Origin of the sequence: Sphaerisporangium siamense (assembly GCF_014205275.1) — a bacterium.
GTDB classification, from domain to species: domain Bacteria; phylum Actinomycetota; class Actinomycetes; order Streptosporangiales; family Streptosporangiaceae; genus Sphaerisporangium; species Sphaerisporangium siamense.
Map to the genome: position 1 here is coordinate 7,686,473 of NZ_JACHND010000001.1, position 16,627 is coordinate 7,703,099.

The window sequence follows — 16,627 nt, forward strand, 5'->3', positions numbered from 1 at the left end:
ACGCGACCGGGCCGATTTTGGAACGAACCGGCCCTACGGAGCCGCGATCACCTTTCTGAGCCGCAGGTGTCCGTGCCCGCGCGTCATCGGGGGCAGCGGCTTCGGCTCCGGCCCGGCGGCGCACGTCGCGTCGGGCCTGCGACCGGCGTGCCGCTCCGCGCCGCCGGGAAGGCTGCCGTCGCGCAGGTAGGCGGCCAGGTGGCGGTCGACGCAGAGGTTGCCGCCGAGGGACACCCCGTGGTTGCCGCCGCCCTCCCGCAGCAGCCGGGCGCTCGGGAACCGGGCGCGCACCCGCAACGCCCCGGCGTACGGGGTGGCGGCGTCGGAGCGGGACTGCACCAGCAGGATCGGCGGCAGGCCGGCGGACCCGCCGACGCGGACCGGCGGCCCGCCCTTCTCCGGCCAGAAGGCGCACGGCGCGTTGTACCAGGCGTTCTGCCACGCCATGAACGGCGCCTTGGCGTTGACCTTGACCGTGTCCGCCACCCAGCGGCCCCAGTCGCGCGGCCACTCGGCGTCGCGGCACTGCACCGCCAGGTACACGGCGTAGTTGTTCTCGGCGGCGGCGTCGTGGTCGACGTGCTGGCGGTAGGCGTTGACGAGCTGGTCGGCCTGGCCCTTGCGGACGTAGGCGGCGAAGGCACCGGCGAGCTGCGGCCAGACGAGGTCGGTGTAGCCGCCGACGGTGAAGATGTCGTCCAGCTCGCTCGGGCCGACCGGGCCGGACGGCCTGGCGGCGAGGCCGCGGCGCATGCCGGCGTAGGCGGCGGCGACGTCGGCCTCGGCGCGGCCGAGACGGTAGGCGTCGTGGTGGCGGGCCACCCAGGCGAGGAAGTCGTGGTGGCGCCGGTCGAAGGCGTAGTCCTGGGCGATGTTCGCGTCGTACCACACCCCCTCGGGATCGACCACGCTGTCCAGCACGAGCCGCCTGACCCGGGCCGGGAACATCGTGGCGTAGACCGCGCCGAGGTAGGTGCCGTAGGAGTAGCCGAGGTAGCTGATCTTCTGCTCGCCGAGCGCCTGGCGGATCAGGTCCATGTCGCGGGCCGAGTTCTCGGTGGCCATGTGCGGCAGCAGCCACGGCCAGCGCGTGGCACAGGCCTGCGCGTACGCCTGCGCCCTGGCCAGCAGGGCGGCCTCGGCGGCGCGGTCGCCCGGCACCTGGTCGAGGCGCGGGGCGGCGAAGTGCCTCCTCGGGTCGACGCAGGTGAGGGCCGGCTCGCTGGCCCCGACGCCGCGTGGGTCGAAGCCGATCACGTCGTAGCGGGCGGCGACGTCCCTGGGCAGCGCGGCCGCGACGTACCGGGCGAGCGTGATGCCGGACGCTCCGGGGCCGCCCGGGTTGACCAGCAGCACCCCTTCGCCGTTCTGGTCGTGCGAGGCCGAGCCCTTGACGCGGTTGACGGCCAGGGCGATGGCCGGCCCGTCGGGCCGGGAGAAGTCCAGAGGGACCCGCACGGTGCCGCACTCGACCTTCGCCGCCGTCTTCGGCCCGGGGCACGCGCCCCACTCGACCGTGTCACGGGGCGCGGCGGCCGCGTCCCGTGCCCCGGTCGTGAGCCCGGCGACCAGCGCGATCGGCACCGCCGCACTCGCGACCACTCCGAGAACCCGTCTCACCCGTCGCCCTCCTCCGCCTGCTGTGGACCAGAGGCGATGCTCCCGGATGGGACCGTCCGGCAAGCGCCAGGACGAGCAACGTTTACCAATCTGTAGTCATCTGATTGCCAAGGGTAGTCACTGCCCGACGGGGTTCCGCGCGCGGGCGCCGGTTCACAGGCGGCGGATGGCGACCATGGCGGCGTCGTCCTCCAGCCGCCCGCCGACGTGGGCGAGCAGGTCGGCGCGCACGTGCGCGATCAGGGCCTCGGGATCGTCGCCGGGCCAGCGGCAGAGGCGTTCCTCCAGCGGATAGAAGCCTCCCGACGGGCAGCGGGCCTCCACGACGCCGTCGGTGTAGAGCAGGAGGGTGTCGCCCGGCCGGAAGTCGAACGTCTCGATCCGGTAGGCGCCGTCGCCCAGTTCCCCGAGGCCGAGCGGCGGCGAGGGCGCGACCACGTGCAGGGTGGTGACCCGGCCGTCGCGGACCAGCAGGGGCGGAGGGTGGCCGCAGTCGATCAGGTGGAGCACCTGCCGGTCCCCCGGCGCCTCCAGGACGGCCGCGGTGATGAAGTTCTCCGACACCTCCCCGGGCTCCCCGGCGTTCTCCTCAAGGTCGGCGCGGACGCTCTCGTCCAGGTGGCGGGCCACCTCGGGCAGGGCCGCGTGGCGGCGGGCCGCCTCGCGGAACGCGCCGAGCAGCAGCGCCGCGTCCGACACCGAGGGCAACCCCTTGCCCCGGACGTCGCCGATCAGAAGCCGCGCCCCGGTGTTCGCCGGGGCGGCGGCGTACAGGTCGCCGCCGATCTGCGCCTCGCGCTCGGCGGCCAGGTACGTCGAGGCGACCCGCAGCGGACCGAGCCGCGTGGGGAGGGGGCGGAGAAGCGCCTGCTGGGCGGCCTCCGCGATCGAGCGGACGCGCACCAGTTCCTCCTTGTGCCGCTCGCGCACGGCGGCGAACACCACGAGGAAGGTCGAGACCAGCACGAGCGCGGCGAACTGCGCCCGCGCGGCCGGCATGCCGAGCAGGGAGGAGCGGATGTCGAGCAGGATCAGGTCGGCGACGGCGACGACGGCGATCATCGCCGTGCGCCCGGGGCCGGCGGCGGAGGCGGCGACCGCGGGCGCGACGATCAGGAAGGGGCTGAACTGGATGGTCGCCGGGGTGATGAGGTCGGCGATCGTGATCATCACGATCAGCGCGAGCGAGACCACCACCGGGGCCTGGCCGGACTGCCAGGCCCGGCGGGCGCCCGTCCCCCGCCGGCGGAGCCGCACCCTTCCTGGATACACCCACGGAGCCGGAGCCAGGAAGGGTCTGACGCCGCTGACCTGCGGCGACGCGGACGGGCACGGACGAGCACAGACGACCGCGGCCGGGCGCTATCAGCCCACGACGACCTGCGGGCCCGGGGCGTCCTCGTCCTCCAGGTCGACCTCGACGCCCATCTCTTCGGCCAGGCGCAGAGCCTCCTCGATGAGGGTCTCGACGATCTGGGACTCCGGCACGGTCTTGACGACCTCGCCCTTGACGAAGATCTGGCCCTTGCCGTTGCCGGAGGCCACCCCGAGGTCGGCCTCGCGGGCCTCGCCGGGGCCGTTGACGACGCAGCCCATGACCGCGACCCGCAGCGGGACCTTCAGCCCGTCGAGCCCGGCGTGGACCTGCTCGGCCAGGGTGTACACGTCGACCTGGGCGCGCCCGCAGGAGGGGCAGGAGACGATCTCGAGACCGCGCTCGCGCAGGTTGAGCGATTCGAGGATGCCGATGCCGACCTTGACCTCCTCGACGGGAGGGGCCGACAGGGAGACGCGGATCGTGTCGCCGATGCCCTCGGCGAGCAGCGCCCCGAAGGCCACGGCCGACTTGATCGTGCCCTGGAAGGCGGGGCCGGCCTCGGTGACGCCGAGGTGCAGGGGGTAGTCGCACCTGGCGGCGAGCAGGCGGTACGCCTGGATCATGACGACCGGGTCGTGGTGCTTGACCGAGATCTTCAGGTCGCGGAACCCGTGCTCCTCGAACAGCGAGCATTCCCACAGCGCGGACTCCACCAGCGCCTCGGGCGTCGCCTTGCCGTACTTGGCCAGGAGGCGCGGGTCGAGCGAGCCGGCGTTGACGCCGATGCGGATGGAGACGCCGGCGTCGGCGGCGGCCTTGGCGATCTCGCCGACCTTGTCGTCGAACTTCTTGATGTTGCCCGGGTTCACGCGGACGGCCGCGCAGCCGGCGTCGATCGCGGCGAAGACGTACTTGGGCTGGAAGTGGATGTCGGCGATCACGGGGATCTGCGACTTGCGCGCGATGGCGGGCAGGGCGTCGGCGTCGTCCTGCGAGGGCACGGCCACGCGCACGATCTGGCAGCCCGCGGCGGTGAGCTCGGCGATCTGCTGCAGCGTGGCGTTGATGTCGGCGGTCAGCGTGGTGGTCATGGACTGCACCGAAACCGGGGCGTCGCCGCCGACCGGCACGGACCCCACCATGATCCGCCGAGACACCCGCCGCTCGGCGATCGGCTTGCTCCGCACGGAGGGAATGCCCAGATCAACAGATGTCATATGTTCCAGCACCTTGGTCGGTTCGGCAGCGCGCTCAGACGGATCCAGTCTAGGTAACCCTGCGCACCACAGGGTTACGGACACAGAGATACCCATCAAGCGGCCTTGGTCGGCATATGCATGCGGCGTCCCACCTTGGCGCGCCCGCCGCCGGCGTCACGGCCCTATGGCCGATCTCACACCCGGCCGCCCTGAACCCCCGTGAGCTCGCGGGCCCGCGCGCGGGCCCAGGAGTCGGCGGCCAGGACCTCCTCGACCGAGCCGGCCGGGGACACGGTGTGCGCGCCGACGACCGCCTCGATCGTGTCGACGATGCCCGGGAACGGCAGGCGTCCGGCCAGGAAGGCGTCCACGCAGACCTCGTTGGCCGCGTTGTAGACGGCCGGCGCCGTGCCCCCGAGGACGCCGACGTGCCGGGCCAGCGCCACGGCGGGGAACGCCTCGTCGTCCAGCGGCTCGAAGGTCCAGGTGTGGGCCTTGGTCCAGTCGACGGGCCGCGCGGCGCCGGGGACGCGGGCCGGCCAGCCGAGGGTGAGGGAGATGGGCAGCCGCATGTCGGGCGGGCTGGCCTGCGCGATCGTCGAGCCGTCGACGAACTCCACCATCGAGTGGATCACGGACTGCGGGTGGACCACGACGGTGATGCGGTCGAAGGGGATGTCGAACAGCAGGTTCGCCTCGATGACCTCCAGCCCCTTGTTGACCAGCGTGGCGGAGTTCAGGGTGATCACCGGGCCCATGTCCCAGGTGGGGTGCTTGAGCGCCTGCTCGGGCGTGACGTCCTTCAGTTCGGCGCGGGACCGGCCCCGGAAGGGCCCGCCGCTGGCCGTGACGATCAGCCGCCGCACGGCCGCGGGGTCGTGGCCCTCCGGCCCGGCGGCCCACAGGCACTGGGCGATCGCCGAGTGCTCGGAGTCAACGGGCAGGATGCGCCCCGGCCCCGCGGCGCGCTTGACCAGCGGCCCGCCGATGATCAGCGACTCCTTGTTGGCGAGCGCGAGCAGCCGCCCGGCCGACAGCGCCGCCAGCGTGGAGGTGAGCCCGACCGCGCCGGTGATGCCGTTCAGCACGATGTCGCAGGGCCACGCGGCGACCTCGGCGACGCCCTCCGGACCGGCCAGCACCGGGACGCTCCCCACGGCCTCGCGCAGGGCGGGGACGGCGCGCTCGTCGGCGACCGCGACGACCTCGGGCGCGAACCGCTCGACCTGGCGCGCGAGCAGATCGGCCTGGCCGCCGCCCGCGACCAGCCCGGCGACGCGGAAGCGGCCGGGCTCGCGGGCGATGACGTCGAGCGCCTGGGTGCCCACCGAGCCCGTCGAGCCGAGCACGACGATCGACCGGGGCTCGTGCGGCACGGGCGCGGCCGCCCCGATGTCGGCGGGGACGGCGAGTGACGTCTGCATGCCCCCATTATCGCGGGGCGCGTCCCCGCGCACGGCCCGCCCGCGTGACACCACAGCGACAGGTGGGAAAACAGCAGCTCAATGCCCGAATCCCGCTATACCCGTCTCGGCGAATAACGAGAAATGCGGTGATCTGTCGCACTACGGTCGCGCGTCAGACACGGCACCCGACAGCACGAGCCGGGCATGGCGAGGCGCGCCGCGCGTTCCCCCCGCAGGCGCGGCCCTCCGCCCGGCGCGCGCGACCCTCAGGAGGACCCCCGCATGCACCGCACGGCACGACATCTCGCCCCCCTCCTCGCCCTGGCGCCCCTCGCCGCGGCGGGCATCGTGCTCACCGCCCCCGCCGCGGGCGCCGCCAAGCCGCCCGCGGCCCCCGCGCGCGCTCCCCGGCCCATCGTCCACGACGCGGCGGACACCTCCGGCGAGCAGCGCGGCGTCAAGCGGTACTGGACCCCGGCGAAGATGGCCGCGGCCAGGCCGCTGGACCTGGTCCGCACCCGCGGCGGCAGGACGACCGTCGCGCCCGGCGGCCCGGCCGTCGTGAGCCGCGCGGCGGCCGAGCCGTCCACCCCGCCCACCCCCACCCCCTCCGCGACGCCGTCGCCCTCGGCGTCCCCCTCGGGATCCCCCTCTCCCTCCCCCACACCGGTCACGCCCCCGCCCGCCCGCTCCTCCGGCCTGCCGTGGACGTGGGGCGGCGCGATCGGCAAGGCCGAGGGCAGGGTCTTCTTCACCTACCAGGGCCGCAGCGCCTCCTGCTCGGGCACCGCCGTCAGCAGCGCGAACAAGAGCGTCGTCATCACCGCGGGCCACTGCGTGAAGCTCGGCGGCGCCTTCCACACCAACTGGGTGTTCGTCCCCGGCTACGACAACGGCGCCCGCCCGTACGGCACCTGGGTCGCCACCAACCTGCTCACCACCCCGCAGTGGAGCTCCGGCGAGGACATGAACCACGACATGGCCGCCGCCGTCGTCGCGCCCCTGAACGGGCAGCGCCTCACCGACGTGGTCGGCGGGGCGGCGGTGGCGTTCAACCAGCCCCGCGGCCGCCAGACGCACGCCTTCGGCTACCCGGCCGCGAGCCCGTACAACGGCTCCCGGCTGATCTACTGCTCCGGCCGGGTGTTCGACGACTACCTGGTCTCCACCGACCAGGGACTGACCTGCGACATGACCGGAGGCTCCAGCGGCGGGGGCTGGTTCACCGGCTTCGACCCGCGCACCGGGACGGGCACGCTGAACTCGGTGAACAGCTTCAAGTACAACTTCGCCCCGTACTGGATGTTCGGGCCGTACTTCGGCCAGGAGGCCCAGGCCGTCTACACGGCGGCCCAGAACGAGAACGCCGTCACCTGATTTACCGAAAGTGTCCGCGAGGACACGCAGCGTCGTTCACACTCGGGAGCCATGACGCCGATCCTCCCCCTGGTCGCCGCGCTCCCCCTGCTGGCCGGGCTCCTGGGCGCTCCGCCCCGCGGCCCGGCGGCCCCCGGCGACGCCCCGGCCCGTCACGCCTCCGCCCCGGTTACCCGGCCGGGGCCCGCGGGCGTGGTCGCGCACGCCGCCGCGCGCACCCGGAGCGAGCGGCGGCGGGTGCTCGGCTACTGGACGCACCGGCGCATGGCGCGGGCCCTGCCCGCCGACCTGCTCGGCCCGGTGTCCGCGCTCGGCGCCCTGGCCTCCGGCGCGGTCCCGCCGCCGGCGTCCGCCACGCCCGTCCGGCTGCCCGCCCCGCCCTGGCCAGGCGCGGCCCGGCGCCGCGCGAGCGGTGCGCGGGTGGGCACCACCGGGGCGCGCTGGGCGGCGGGCGGCGCGGTGACGCGCACCGTCGGCCGGGTCTTCCTGACCATGCGCGGCGTCGACTTCGTCTGCTCGGCGGGCGCGGTGCGCAGCCGCAACAGGGACGTGGTGGTCACGGCCGGGCACTGCGCGAAGGACGGCGCGGGCGCCTGGGCGGAGAACTGGACGTTCGTGCCGGGCTACGACGCGGGGCGGCGGCCGTACGGGGCGTTCACGGCCCGGCGCGTGCTGGTGCCCGAGCGCTGGTCGCGGCGTGGCGACGACAGCCACGACCTGGCCATGGTGGTGGTGAACCCTTCGGCGCACGGCCACCTGACCGAGGTGGTCGGCGGCCAGGACATCGGGTTCAACCGGCCGCGGGGCCTGCGCGCGTACGGGTTCGGCTTCCCGGCGGACCCGCCCTACGACGGCGAGCACCTGGTGTACTGCGCGGGTGCCCCGCACGGCGACCCGCACGACCAGACATCCGACCAGGGAATGCGCTGCGACCTGACGGCGGGTTCCAGCGGGGGCCCGTGGCTGAGCGCGTTCGACCCCGCGACCGGGCAGGGTGTGATCACCTCGGTGAGCAGTTTCAAGTACAGCGACGACCCCGGCACGATGTACGGCCCCTATTTCGGCGAGGAGGCCAGGCGGCTGTTCGAGACCGCCGAGCGCGCCTGAGGGCCGCCCCGTCCTCCGGAGCGGCCCTCAGGCGCGGGGCAGGGCTAGAGCGTGAGCCCGGTGAGCACCATCACCTTCTCGTAGGTGAAGTCCTCCATGGCCGAGCGCAGGCCCTCGCGGCCCACGCCGGACTCCTTGATGCCGCCGTAGGGCATCTGGTCGGCGCGGTAGGACGGCACGTCGCCGATGATCACGCCGCCGACCTCCAGCTCCTTGCCGGCGCGGAAGGCCAGGCCGAGGTCGCGGGTGAACACCCCCGCCTGCAGGCCGTACTTGGAGTCGTTGACGGCGGCGAACGCCTCGTCCGCCGAGGCCACCGGCTGGATCACCAGCACGGGGCCGAAGACCTCCTCGCAGATCACCTTGGCGCCGGCCGGGACGCCGGCGAGCACGGTGGGGGCGACGGTGGCGCCGTCCCTGCCGCCGCCGGCGAGCACGCGGGCGCCCGCCTCGACGGCCTCGGCGATCCACTGCTCGACCCGCTCGGCGGCCTGCTCGGAGACCAGCGGCCCGACCTGCGTCTTGTCGTCGGTGGGGTCGCCGACGACCAGGGCGTCCACGGCGGCGAGGAGCTTCGGCGTGAAGGCGTCCAGCACGGACTCCTCGACGATGACCCGCTGGACGGCGATGCAGCTCTGCCCGGCCTGGTAGTTGGAGAACAGGGCGATGCGCCCGGCGGCCCAGTCCAGGTCGGCGTCGGCGAGCACCACGGCCGCGGCGTTGCCGCCGAGCTCCAGCGTGACGTGCTTCTGGGGCACCTGCTCCTTGAGGGCGTACCCGACCGGGCCCGAGCCGGTGAAGGAGACCACGGGCAGGCGCGGGTCCTCGACCAGGGCGCCGGCGCGGTCGTTGGGCACGGGCAGCACCGAGAACATGCCCGCGGGCAGGTCGGTCTCGGCGAGCAGCTCGCCGAGCAGCAGCGACGACAGCGGGGTGGCGGGCGCGGGCTTGACGATCACCGGCGCGCCGACCGCGATGGCGGGGGCGACCTTGTGGGCGACGAGGTTCAGCGGGAAGTTGAACGGCGTGATCGCCAGCACCGGGCCGTGCGGCTGGCGCGAGACGTAGGCCAGGCGGCCGGCCGCGGCGGGCTCGGTGTCCAGGCGCTGGACCGCCCCGCTGAAGCGCCGGGTCTCCTCGGCGGCGAAGCGGAAGGTGGAGATCGCGCGGCCGACCTCGCCCCGGGCCCAGAAGATGGGCTTGCCGTTCTCGGCGCTGATCAGCCGGGCGACCTCCTCGGCGCGCTCGGACAGGCGCCGCGCGACGTGGGCCAGGGCCTCGGCGCGCACGTGGATGGGCAGGGCCGCGGCCTCCTTGCGCACCGCGTGCGCGGCGGCGACGGCCTGTTCGGCCTGGTCGGGGTCGGGCACGGATGCGATGCCGACGACCCGGCCGTCGTGAGGGTTGGTCACCGTGAGCTCCGCCTCGCCCCGGGTGGGCGAACCGGCGAGCCAGAAGGGGCGTACGTCCATGTGACGACGGTATGTCACGAAGCTGGCCGGATGCCTACTCCACTGCGGACAAGAGGCGCCGTTGAGCGCTACAATCCGCATAAGAAACGGTACTTCCCCTTTCCATAACGGACATGCCGCAATTTCAGAATGTTTTCTGCTGCATGTCGGTTTGAAGCCTCTGGCACGTGGTTAAGTCCAGATGCGGGCCCGCGCGGGCCCTTGGTGAGAAGGGTCTGGGTCGCTCATGGTTTCGCCGGCGCCGCTCGGTCTCCAAGGGGCGTACGCACTGGGCAACCAGACGTCCCACGACGAGCTACGAAAACGTCTCATCCAGGTCGCGGGTGACCTTCTGCTCACCCATGGGCCCGAGAGCCTCACCGTGCGCCGCATCGCCAGCGAGGCCGGGTGCTCCACCACGGTCGTGTACACGATGTTCGGCAACAAGGAAGGCCTGGCCGAGGCGCTGTACCTGGAGGGCTTCGAGCGGTTCCGCCGCCGGCTCGCCGCGGTGCCGCGCCACCCCGACCCGCTCGAATACCTCACCTCGCTCGGCCCCGCCTACCGCGAGGCGTGCCTGGCCGAGCCCGGCTACTACAGCGTGATGTTCGAGAAGGCGATCCCGGGGTTCGAGCCGAGCGAGCGGGCGCGCACGCTGGCCAGGGCGGCGGTGAACGTCCTGGACCGGGCCATCGCCGACTGCATCTCGGCGGGCTACCTCGTCCCCACCCAGCCGCGTAAGATCGCCGACTGCCTGTGGGCGGCGGCGCAGGGGGCGGTGAGCCTGGAGCGGGCGGGCCACCTGCGCGACGACCGGGTGTACGCCTCGGTGACGCTGGCCGCGATCAGCCGCTACCTGGTTCACAAGGACAGCCTGCCGGTCCCGCTCTGACCCTTCACAGTGGCGCGCTCGGGGGCGGACAGGGCGATCCACAGCTCGGCGCGGGAGGCCGGGTCGTCCAGGTCACGTCCGAGCAGGTCGCCGACGCGGCGCATGCGGTAGCGGAGGGTGTGCCGGTGGACGCCGAGCCGTTGCGCCGCCGCGTCCCAGTGGCCGTTGCACGCCAGGTAGGCCCGCAGCGACTCCACCAAATCGGCGCGGGAGCCGTACTCGCGCAGCGGCGCCAGCAGCGAGGAGGCGAAACCCTCCAGCAGGCCGGGGTCCACCAGTGACAGCAGCCCCTGCCCGGCGAGGTCGGCGAAGCGCATGACGGGCGCGGCCGAGGCCAGCGCGCGCCGCGCCTGGTCGAGCCCCGCGGCGAGCTCCCCGGGTCCGGCGGGGCCGCCGACCCCGACCCGGCCGTGCCCGGCGGCCAGGCCGATCACCCGCTCGGCGTCGTCCTCGGCGGCCAGCGCCACGACCAGCGGCCCCCAGGGCGCGGCGAACGCCGGGAGCGCGTCCTGCAGCGCCTCGGCGTCCCGGGGCTCGCAGGCCAGCACGACCACGGGCCCGGCCGGGAGCTCGTCCGCCACGGACGCCCTTGAACCGGTGGCCCCGTGCGGTCCGGCGGCCTCCAGGATCTCGGCGGCGGAGGCCGCGTCCCCCGCCAGCAGCAGCCGCAGCGCGGCGGTGCGCACGCGGCGCTGGACGGTCAGCCGCGCGCGCCCCTGTTCGAGCGCCAGCGTGAGCAGCGAGCCCGCGGTGTTGACGACGGTGTGGCCGACCGGCGAGAACGGGCGCTCGGCGCCGACGGCGAGGAACCCGCGCACCCGCGGCTGGTCGCCGAGGGGTTGCACGACGACGTGCCAGGACGGCCCGGAGACGGCCAGGCTGGCGGGCGCGCCCGGGGCGCGCAGCCGCCCGATCTCGCGCCCGGCCATCGCGGCCCCCTGGTCGGCGCCCCGCCCGGCGGCGGCGAGGACCATGCCAACGTCGTCGAACAGGGCGGCCCAGCCGTGGATCTCCAGGGCGAGCCGCTCCACCACCGCGGCGGTGCCCGCCTCGCGCAGCGCGGCGCGGGTGAGACGGCCCTGCGCCGTGAAGGCGTCGCTGAGCTCCTCGTACCGCTCGGCGGCGAGCAGCTCGCTGACGGCCTTGCCGATCGCGATGAACGGCGTCTCCCGGGGCACCTCGACCAGCGGGAGCGAGGCCCGTTCCGCCGCCTCGACGAACGCGGGCGGCACGTCCTCGTGGCCGAGACCCACGCCGAAGCCGAGCCCGGCCACCCCGCGGGCGACGAGCCTGGCGACGTAGGGCGCCGCGTCGCCGGGGCCGAGCCGCATGCCGGTGGTCAGCACGAGCTCGTCCCCTTCCAGGAACGGCGTCGGATCCTCCAGCTCGCTCACGGCGACCCACCGCACCGGGCGGTCCAGCACGTCCGCCGCCGCGCGGACGCGCAGGCGCAGCAGTGGCATCGCCGCCACGCGCCGCAGGCTCGGAGCCATCCCGCCCCCAGAAGGACCCTCGAAAACCGTACGCGCTTGTACAACTTGGACAAGCGGCTCGGCCTTATTGTGCCATGTCGCCAGGTCGGCAGCGCGGCGCGGTGGCCGTACGGTCGGAGGCATGAGCACCGAGCGTGACGCACACCGGCCGGACGGGCCCATCGCACACGGCGGCCCCACGCTCCCGCAGGAGCGCCGCCTCCTCACCGAGATCCCCGGACCGCGGTCGCGGGAGATGTTCGCCCGCAAGCAGTCCGCCGTGCCGCCGGGCATCGGCACCACCCTGCCGGTCTTCGTGACCCACGCGGGCGGCGGCGTGCTGGTGGACGCGGACGGCAACTCCCTGATCGACTTCGGCTCCGGCATCGCGGTGACCACGGTCGGCAACGCCGCCCCGCGCGTGGTCGAGCGGGTACGACGGCAGGTCGCCGACTTCACCCACACCTGCTTCATGGTCACGCCGTACGAGTCCTACGTGGAGGTGTGCGAGAAGCTCAACCACCTCACGCCCGGTGACCACGAGAAGCGCACGTTCCTCGTCAACTCCGGCGCCGAGGCCGTGGAGAACGCCGTGAAGGTGGCCCGGCACGCGACCGGCCGCCAGGCCGTCGTGGTGTTCGACCACGGCTACCACGGCCGCACGCTGCTGACGATGACGCTGACGGCCAAGAACATGCCCTACAAGCACCGGTTCGGCCCGTACGCCCCTGAGGTGTACCGGATGCCGATGGCCTACCCGTTCCGCTGGCCCACCGGCCCGGACAACTGCGCCGAGGAGGCCGCGGCCCAGGCGATCGACGCGATCGAGAAGCAGATCGGCGCGTCGAACGTCGCCGCGATCGTGATCGAGCCGATCCAGGGCGAGGGCGGCTTCGTCGTCCCGGCCCAGGGCTTCCTGCCCAGGCTGGCCGAGTTCGCCAAGGCCAACGGCATCGTGTTCGTCGCCGACGAGGTGCAGACCGGCTTCGCCCGCACCGGGCACCTGTTCGCCTGCGAGGACGAGGGCATCGTCCCCGACATCATCTGCACGGCCAAGGGCATCGCCGGCGGCCTGCCGCTCGCCGCGGTCACCGGCAGGGCGGAGCTGCTGGACGCCGTCCACGTCGGCGGCCTCGGCGGCACCTACGGCGGCAACCCGCTGGCCTGCGAGGCGGCGCTGGCCGTGCTGGAGACGATCGAGGCGGACGATCTCGTGGCGCGGGCGCGCCGGATCGGCGACCTGATGCTGCCCCGGCTCGCCGCGCTGGCCGAGCGATGCCCGATCGTGGGCGACGTGCGCGGACGCGGCGCGATGACCGCGATCGAGCTGGTCAAGCCGGGCACCAAGGAGCCGGACCCGGCCGCGACCGGCGAGATCGCCCGGCGCTGCCACGCCGAGGGGTTGGTGGTGCTCACCGCCGGCACCTACGGCAACGTGCTGCGCTTCCTGCCGCCGTTGGCGATCTCCGACGCGCTGCTGGACGAGGGTCTGTCCATCCTGGAGAAGGCCGTCTCCGCCGTTTAGGTGGACCACCGAAGGGGCACCCGGCTTGCTGCCGGGTGCCCCTTTTGTTGTTGTCCGGCGCGTGCGATGCGCGTGATTTAACCCATCCTTGACATCGCACTAGTCGATCACTGAGGGTAATGGAGTTATAACGGTTCGGGTACAAGACATTCGATCAGCGGGAGCGGGATGAGTAGCTGGGATTCGGTGGGAGCCTCACGGCGCTCCTCGACGTTCGACCCCGGCGGCCTGACCGGGCCGCAGCGGGACGGCGACGCCTGCGTGGTGTGCCACAAGAAGTGGCCGCGTCCCCGGATCCGCGTCGGCCGGCTCCCCTCCGGCACGCCGGTGATGGCCTGCGAGGAGTGCGCCAAGGTCCTGCTCCCCGCGGCGCCCGCCCCGCGGCGCCACAAGCCCTCCCCCCACAAGAGGGCCGCGTTCCCCTGAGCGGGGGCGTCAGCTCTCGCGCATCCCCCACGGCGAGCCGTACTCGTTCAGCAGGGCGAGGAACGGCTCCGGCTCGAACGCCTCGGGCCCGAGCACCCCTTGGCCCTTCCACGCCCCGCGCGCCAGCAGCTCCAGCGCGACGACGGGATGCACCGCCGTCTGCCACACCACCGCCTGCGCGCCGTACTCGCGCATCGACCAGGCGTTGTCCACGACGTGGTACAGGTAGACCTCGCGCGGCGCGCCGTCCTTGCCGACGCCCTTGATCCAGGTCCCGGCGCAGGTCTTGCCGCGCATCCGCTCGCCGAGCGTCGCGGGGTCCGGCAGCGACGCGGCCACCACGTCCCGGGGGGACACCTCAAGGCCGCGCACCCGCACCGGCTCGGTGGAGTCCAGCCCGAGCTTGTGCAGCGTGCGCAGCACGTCGATGAACTCGTCGCCGAGACCGTACTTGAACGTCACCTTGCGGGCCTTCACCCAGCGCGGGATCAGCAGCACCTCCTCGTGCTCCACGTTCACGCACTCGACCGGGCCGATGCCCTCGGGGAAGTCGAAGACCTCGGGCTCGCTGAACGGCTCGGTGGTGCGCCAGCCGCCGTCCTCCCAGATCACCGGCGGATTGAGGCACTCCTCGATCGTGGTCCAGATGGAGAAGGTGGGCGCGAACGCCTCCTGCCCGTCCTCGCCCCGGACGACCAGGTTCGCGCCGTCGCGGATGCCGATCTCGTCGATGCTCTCGAACAGGTGGTCGGCGGCGTAGCGGGCGAAGACGTCGGCCAGGCCGGGCTCGACGCCCATGCCGACCAGGGCGAGCAGGCCCTTGGCCTCCCATGCCGCCGACATCGCGAACTGCTCGTCGCCGAGCTTGACGCCGGGCAGCTCGTACGGCCGGCTCGGGTGCGGCCGGGACAGGGACATCGCCATGTCCAGGTAGTGCGCCCCCGCGTTCAGCGCCGCCCGGAACAAGGGCATGTCGAACCGCGGGTCCACGGCGTTGACGAGCACGTCGCAACGGTGCTCGCGCAGGGCGGCCTCCACCGCGGCCTGGTCGGAGGCGTCCAGGCCGATGGCGCTGAAGCGCGGGTCGCGCGGCCCGGAGGCGGTCTGTTTACGGATCTGTTCCGCGGCCTGTCCGCCGGCGACGGCCTCGGCGCGGGCGCGGTCGTAGTCGGCGACGACGATGTGGTCGAAGAAGTCCCGGCGCGCGGCGATCGGGACCACGGCGGACCCGACTCCCCCCGCGCCTACCAGCAGAATGCGCATGCCGAAGACGGTACCAACTGACTGGTCGACCATTCAATATAGGTACGTGGGGAAACACGGGAAATCCTGCGGATTCCAGCGCCTCACCCCCGTCACACCGTCGGAAAGGACGGTCCACCAGCTCCTGGGCCACGCGGGTGCCGGACGGCGGCCCGCGCCGCGAGAAGGCGCTCCGGAGTTGGGGGATGTTCCGGAGCGCCCGGGGCGGAACTCGCCCGGCGGGGGAGCGGGCGAGCCCGCGGTCTTCTCACGCGATGGTCACGATCACCCCGTGGGCCGGACGAGCCGCTGCCACGCGACGGCCCACTCGGCATAGTCGGTGCATTCCCCGTCCCGGCCGCCGCAATCCTTCGACGGGCGGACGGCAAAGCCGACGTCGCGCGGACGGTCGCCGTCCACGTGGTAGGCGTCGCAGATCCGTGCGGCCAGAGCGGCCCGCGCCTCCTTGGCGGCGTCGTCGCCGGGATCCCAGGTGCAACCGCGCGGGTTGGCGGGCGCGAGCCCGTTCCAGGCGGCCGCCTGCTGCTGGGGCTTGCCGGAGATGGTCCAGTCGATCCAGCGGTAGGCGCAGTTGGGCGCCGCCGCCTGCGCGGAGATCATCCAGGAGTCCACCCAGCCGGTGGTCGGCCCCCGCTCGTCCAGGGCCTTGACCGGACGGCCGGCCGCGCGCGCCACGTACCCGGTGTAGGGCAGGGCGCGCACCACGCGCGCCTCGCCGCCGGTGAGGGCCTGCACCGCCTCGACCGGGTTCCTCCAGTACGACCGCCCGCCGGCGGCGTGCTCGCCGAGCAGCGCGAGCGCGGCGTCGAACTGCTGCCGGGTGAGCTGGAAGGGGTTCTTCACGCCCAGCGAAGGCTTGCTCCGCTTGAGTCGCAGCGCGGCGTCGGCGATGGACAGCGGGCCGTCCCTGAGCACGGCCGGGACGGCGCCGGAGTACAGCGCGTCCGCCTTCGGGTGCGGCGACCGGCTCGCGTCGTAGAAGGTCTGGTAGTACCCCCACAGGTACGGCACGCCGTACACCCGGCCGCCGGAGGCGATCGCGGGCTGGGTGCGCAACCATTCGGGGATCTGGTGGTAGCGCGGGATGAGCGAGGTGGTGAGGGCGGCGGCCTTCTTCTCGGCGATCAGCCGGCCCGCCACCTGCGGCGGCGCCGCGACCACGTCGAAGCCGCCCTCGGAGACCAGCTTGTCCAGATCGTCGGCGCCCTGCATGGAGCGCAGGGTGACCCGGCAGCCGGTGTTCCTCTCGAACTCCCCCACCCAGTTGACCGACGAGTCGCTGCCGCCGTACTCGGCGTACCCGCGGTAGGCGACCACGGTCAGCGCGCCCTCACCGCGCCCCGGCGCCGTGCGGGACGGCGAAGGCGAGGCGGAGGACGACGGGGTGACGGACGGGGTGGCGGAGGGCGGGCGCGGCGTGGCCCGCGCCGGGACCACCTGGGCGCGCTGCTCCTGGGCCCCGGTCCCGGCGCCGCACGCGGCGAGCAGCGCCGCGGCCGCGGCCAGCGACGCCGCGCCGGCACTGCGACGTCGTCTCACCTTCGACACCCGGGCCCCCTCGTCGTCACCTT

The 16,627-nt window shown here is 73.7% G+C and carries 13 protein-coding genes; 5 read left to right on the forward strand and 8 right to left on the reverse strand.

What is annotated here, in order from left to right; translation table 11 throughout:
* Nucleotides 1-33 precede the first annotated feature (33 nt).
* From BJ982_RS34805 to dxr, 4 genes are all read right to left on the reverse strand, one after another.
* Complete coding sequence (locus BJ982_RS34805; protein WP_184887216.1) at nucleotides 34-1,620, reverse strand: alpha/beta hydrolase; 1,587 nt, start codon at nucleotides 1,618-1,620, stop codon at nucleotides 34-36.
* Nucleotides 1,621-1,773: 153 nt separating this feature from the next.
* Entirely contained in the window at nucleotides 1,774-2,877 is a 1,104-nt protein-coding gene (locus tag BJ982_RS34810) for a PP2C family protein-serine/threonine phosphatase (protein WP_203959234.1), read from the reverse strand.
* Nucleotides 2,878-2,985: 108 nt separating this feature from the next.
* On the reverse strand, nucleotides 2,986-4,155 hold the full coding sequence (gene ispG / locus BJ982_RS34815) for a flavodoxin-dependent (E)-4-hydroxy-3-methylbut-2-enyl-diphosphate synthase (protein WP_184887218.1): 1,170 nt from the start codon (nucleotides 4,153-4,155) through the stop codon (nucleotides 2,986-2,988).
* Nucleotides 4,156-4,331: 176 nt separating this feature from the next.
* Nucleotides 4,332-5,561, reverse strand: a complete 1,230-nt coding sequence (dxr, locus tag BJ982_RS34820; RefSeq protein WP_184887220.1) for a 1-deoxy-D-xylulose-5-phosphate reductoisomerase — start codon at nucleotides 5,559-5,561, stop codon at nucleotides 4,332-4,334.
* 186 nt (nucleotides 5,562-5,747) lie between these two features.
* On the opposite strand from dxr, the gene BJ982_RS34825 reads away from it, so the two are divergent.
* On the forward strand, nucleotides 5,748-6,920 hold the full coding sequence (locus BJ982_RS34825) for a trypsin-like serine peptidase (protein ID WP_239123183.1): 1,173 nt from the start codon (nucleotides 5,748-5,750) through the stop codon (nucleotides 6,918-6,920).
* Nucleotides 6,921-6,971: 51 nt separating this feature from the next.
* Nucleotides 6,972-8,027: a trypsin-like serine peptidase gene (locus tag BJ982_RS34830; protein WP_184887222.1), complete on the forward strand. Its 1,056-nt coding sequence runs from the start codon at nucleotides 6,972-6,974 to the stop codon at nucleotides 8,025-8,027.
* Between the two features lie 44 nt (nucleotides 8,028-8,071).
* Here the strand turns inward: BJ982_RS34830 and BJ982_RS34835 are convergent, their stop codons facing one another.
* Nucleotides 8,072-9,499 (reverse strand): aldehyde dehydrogenase family protein, encoded by a 1,428-nt coding sequence (locus BJ982_RS34835; RefSeq protein WP_184887224.1) that lies wholly within the window; start codon nucleotides 9,497-9,499, stop codon nucleotides 8,072-8,074.
* A 226-nt stretch (nucleotides 9,500-9,725) separates the two neighbouring features.
* Here BJ982_RS34835 and BJ982_RS34840 point away from each other — a divergent pair, with 226 nt between their 5' ends.
* Nucleotides 9,726-10,370, forward strand: coding sequence for a TetR/AcrR family transcriptional regulator (locus BJ982_RS34840; protein WP_184887226.1), 645 nt, complete (start codon nucleotides 9,726-9,728; stop codon nucleotides 10,368-10,370).
* Here the strand turns inward: BJ982_RS34840 and BJ982_RS34845 are convergent.
* A complete protein-coding gene (locus tag BJ982_RS34845) occupies nucleotides 10,340-11,833 on the reverse strand; it encodes a PucR family transcriptional regulator (protein WP_239123226.1) in 1,494 nt (497 codons plus the stop codon). The genes BJ982_RS34840 and BJ982_RS34845 overlap by 31 nt on opposite strands.
* 151 nt (nucleotides 11,834-11,984) lie before the next feature.
* Between BJ982_RS34845 and gabT the strand changes: the two genes are divergently transcribed.
* Nucleotides 11,985-13,367 (forward strand): 4-aminobutyrate--2-oxoglutarate transaminase, encoded by a 1,383-nt coding sequence (gabT, locus tag BJ982_RS34850; RefSeq protein ID WP_184887230.1) that lies wholly within the window; start codon nucleotides 11,985-11,987, stop codon nucleotides 13,365-13,367.
* A gap of 168 nt (nucleotides 13,368-13,535) precedes the next feature.
* Nucleotides 13,536-13,793: a hypothetical protein gene (locus BJ982_RS34855; protein WP_184887231.1), complete on the forward strand. Its 258-nt coding sequence runs from the start codon at nucleotides 13,536-13,538 to the stop codon at nucleotides 13,791-13,793.
* 9 nt (nucleotides 13,794-13,802) lie between these two features.
* On the opposite strand, the gene BJ982_RS34860 is transcribed toward BJ982_RS34855, so the two are convergent.
* Nucleotides 13,803-15,056, reverse strand: coding sequence for a saccharopine dehydrogenase family protein (locus BJ982_RS34860; protein WP_184887234.1), 1,254 nt, complete (start codon nucleotides 15,054-15,056; stop codon nucleotides 13,803-13,805).
* A gap of 264 nt (nucleotides 15,057-15,320) precedes the next feature.
* On the reverse strand, nucleotides 15,321-16,595 hold the full coding sequence (locus tag BJ982_RS34865; protein WP_184887236.1) for an extracellular solute-binding protein: 1,275 nt from the start codon (nucleotides 16,593-16,595) through the stop codon (nucleotides 15,321-15,323).
* Nucleotides 16,596-16,627 lie beyond the last annotated feature (32 nt).

Bases quoted from the DNA above. Each gene is read 5' to 3' on its own strand.
- ispG (WP_184887218.1), bottom strand. From the start codon at position 4,155: ATGACATCTGTTGATCTGGGCATTCCCTCCGTGCGGAGCAAGCCGATC.
- dxr (WP_184887220.1), bottom strand. From the start codon at position 5,561: ATGCAGACGTCACTCGCCGTCCCCGCCGACATCGGGGCGGCCGCGCCC.
- BJ982_RS34825 (WP_239123183.1), top strand. From the start codon at position 5,748: ATGGCGAGGCGCGCCGCGCGTTCCCCCCGCAGGCGCGGCCCTCCGCCC.
- BJ982_RS34830 (WP_184887222.1), top strand. From the start codon at position 6,972: ATGACGCCGATCCTCCCCCTGGTCGCCGCGCTCCCCCTGCTGGCCGGG.
- BJ982_RS34835 (WP_184887224.1), bottom strand. From the start codon at position 9,499: ATGGACGTACGCCCCTTCTGGCTCGCCGGTTCGCCCACCCGGGGCGAG.
- BJ982_RS34840 (WP_184887226.1), top strand. From the start codon at position 9,726: ATGGTTTCGCCGGCGCCGCTCGGTCTCCAAGGGGCGTACGCACTGGGC.
- BJ982_RS34845 (WP_239123226.1), bottom strand. From the start codon at position 11,833: ATGCCACTGCTGCGCCTGCGCGTCCGCGCGGCGGCGGACGTGCTGGAC.
- gabT (WP_184887230.1), top strand. From the start codon at position 11,985: ATGAGCACCGAGCGTGACGCACACCGGCCGGACGGGCCCATCGCACAC.
- BJ982_RS34855 (WP_184887231.1), top strand. From the start codon at position 13,536: ATGAGTAGCTGGGATTCGGTGGGAGCCTCACGGCGCTCCTCGACGTTC.
- BJ982_RS34860 (WP_184887234.1), bottom strand. From the start codon at position 15,056: ATGCGCATTCTGCTGGTAGGCGCGGGGGGAGTCGGGTCCGCCGTGGTC.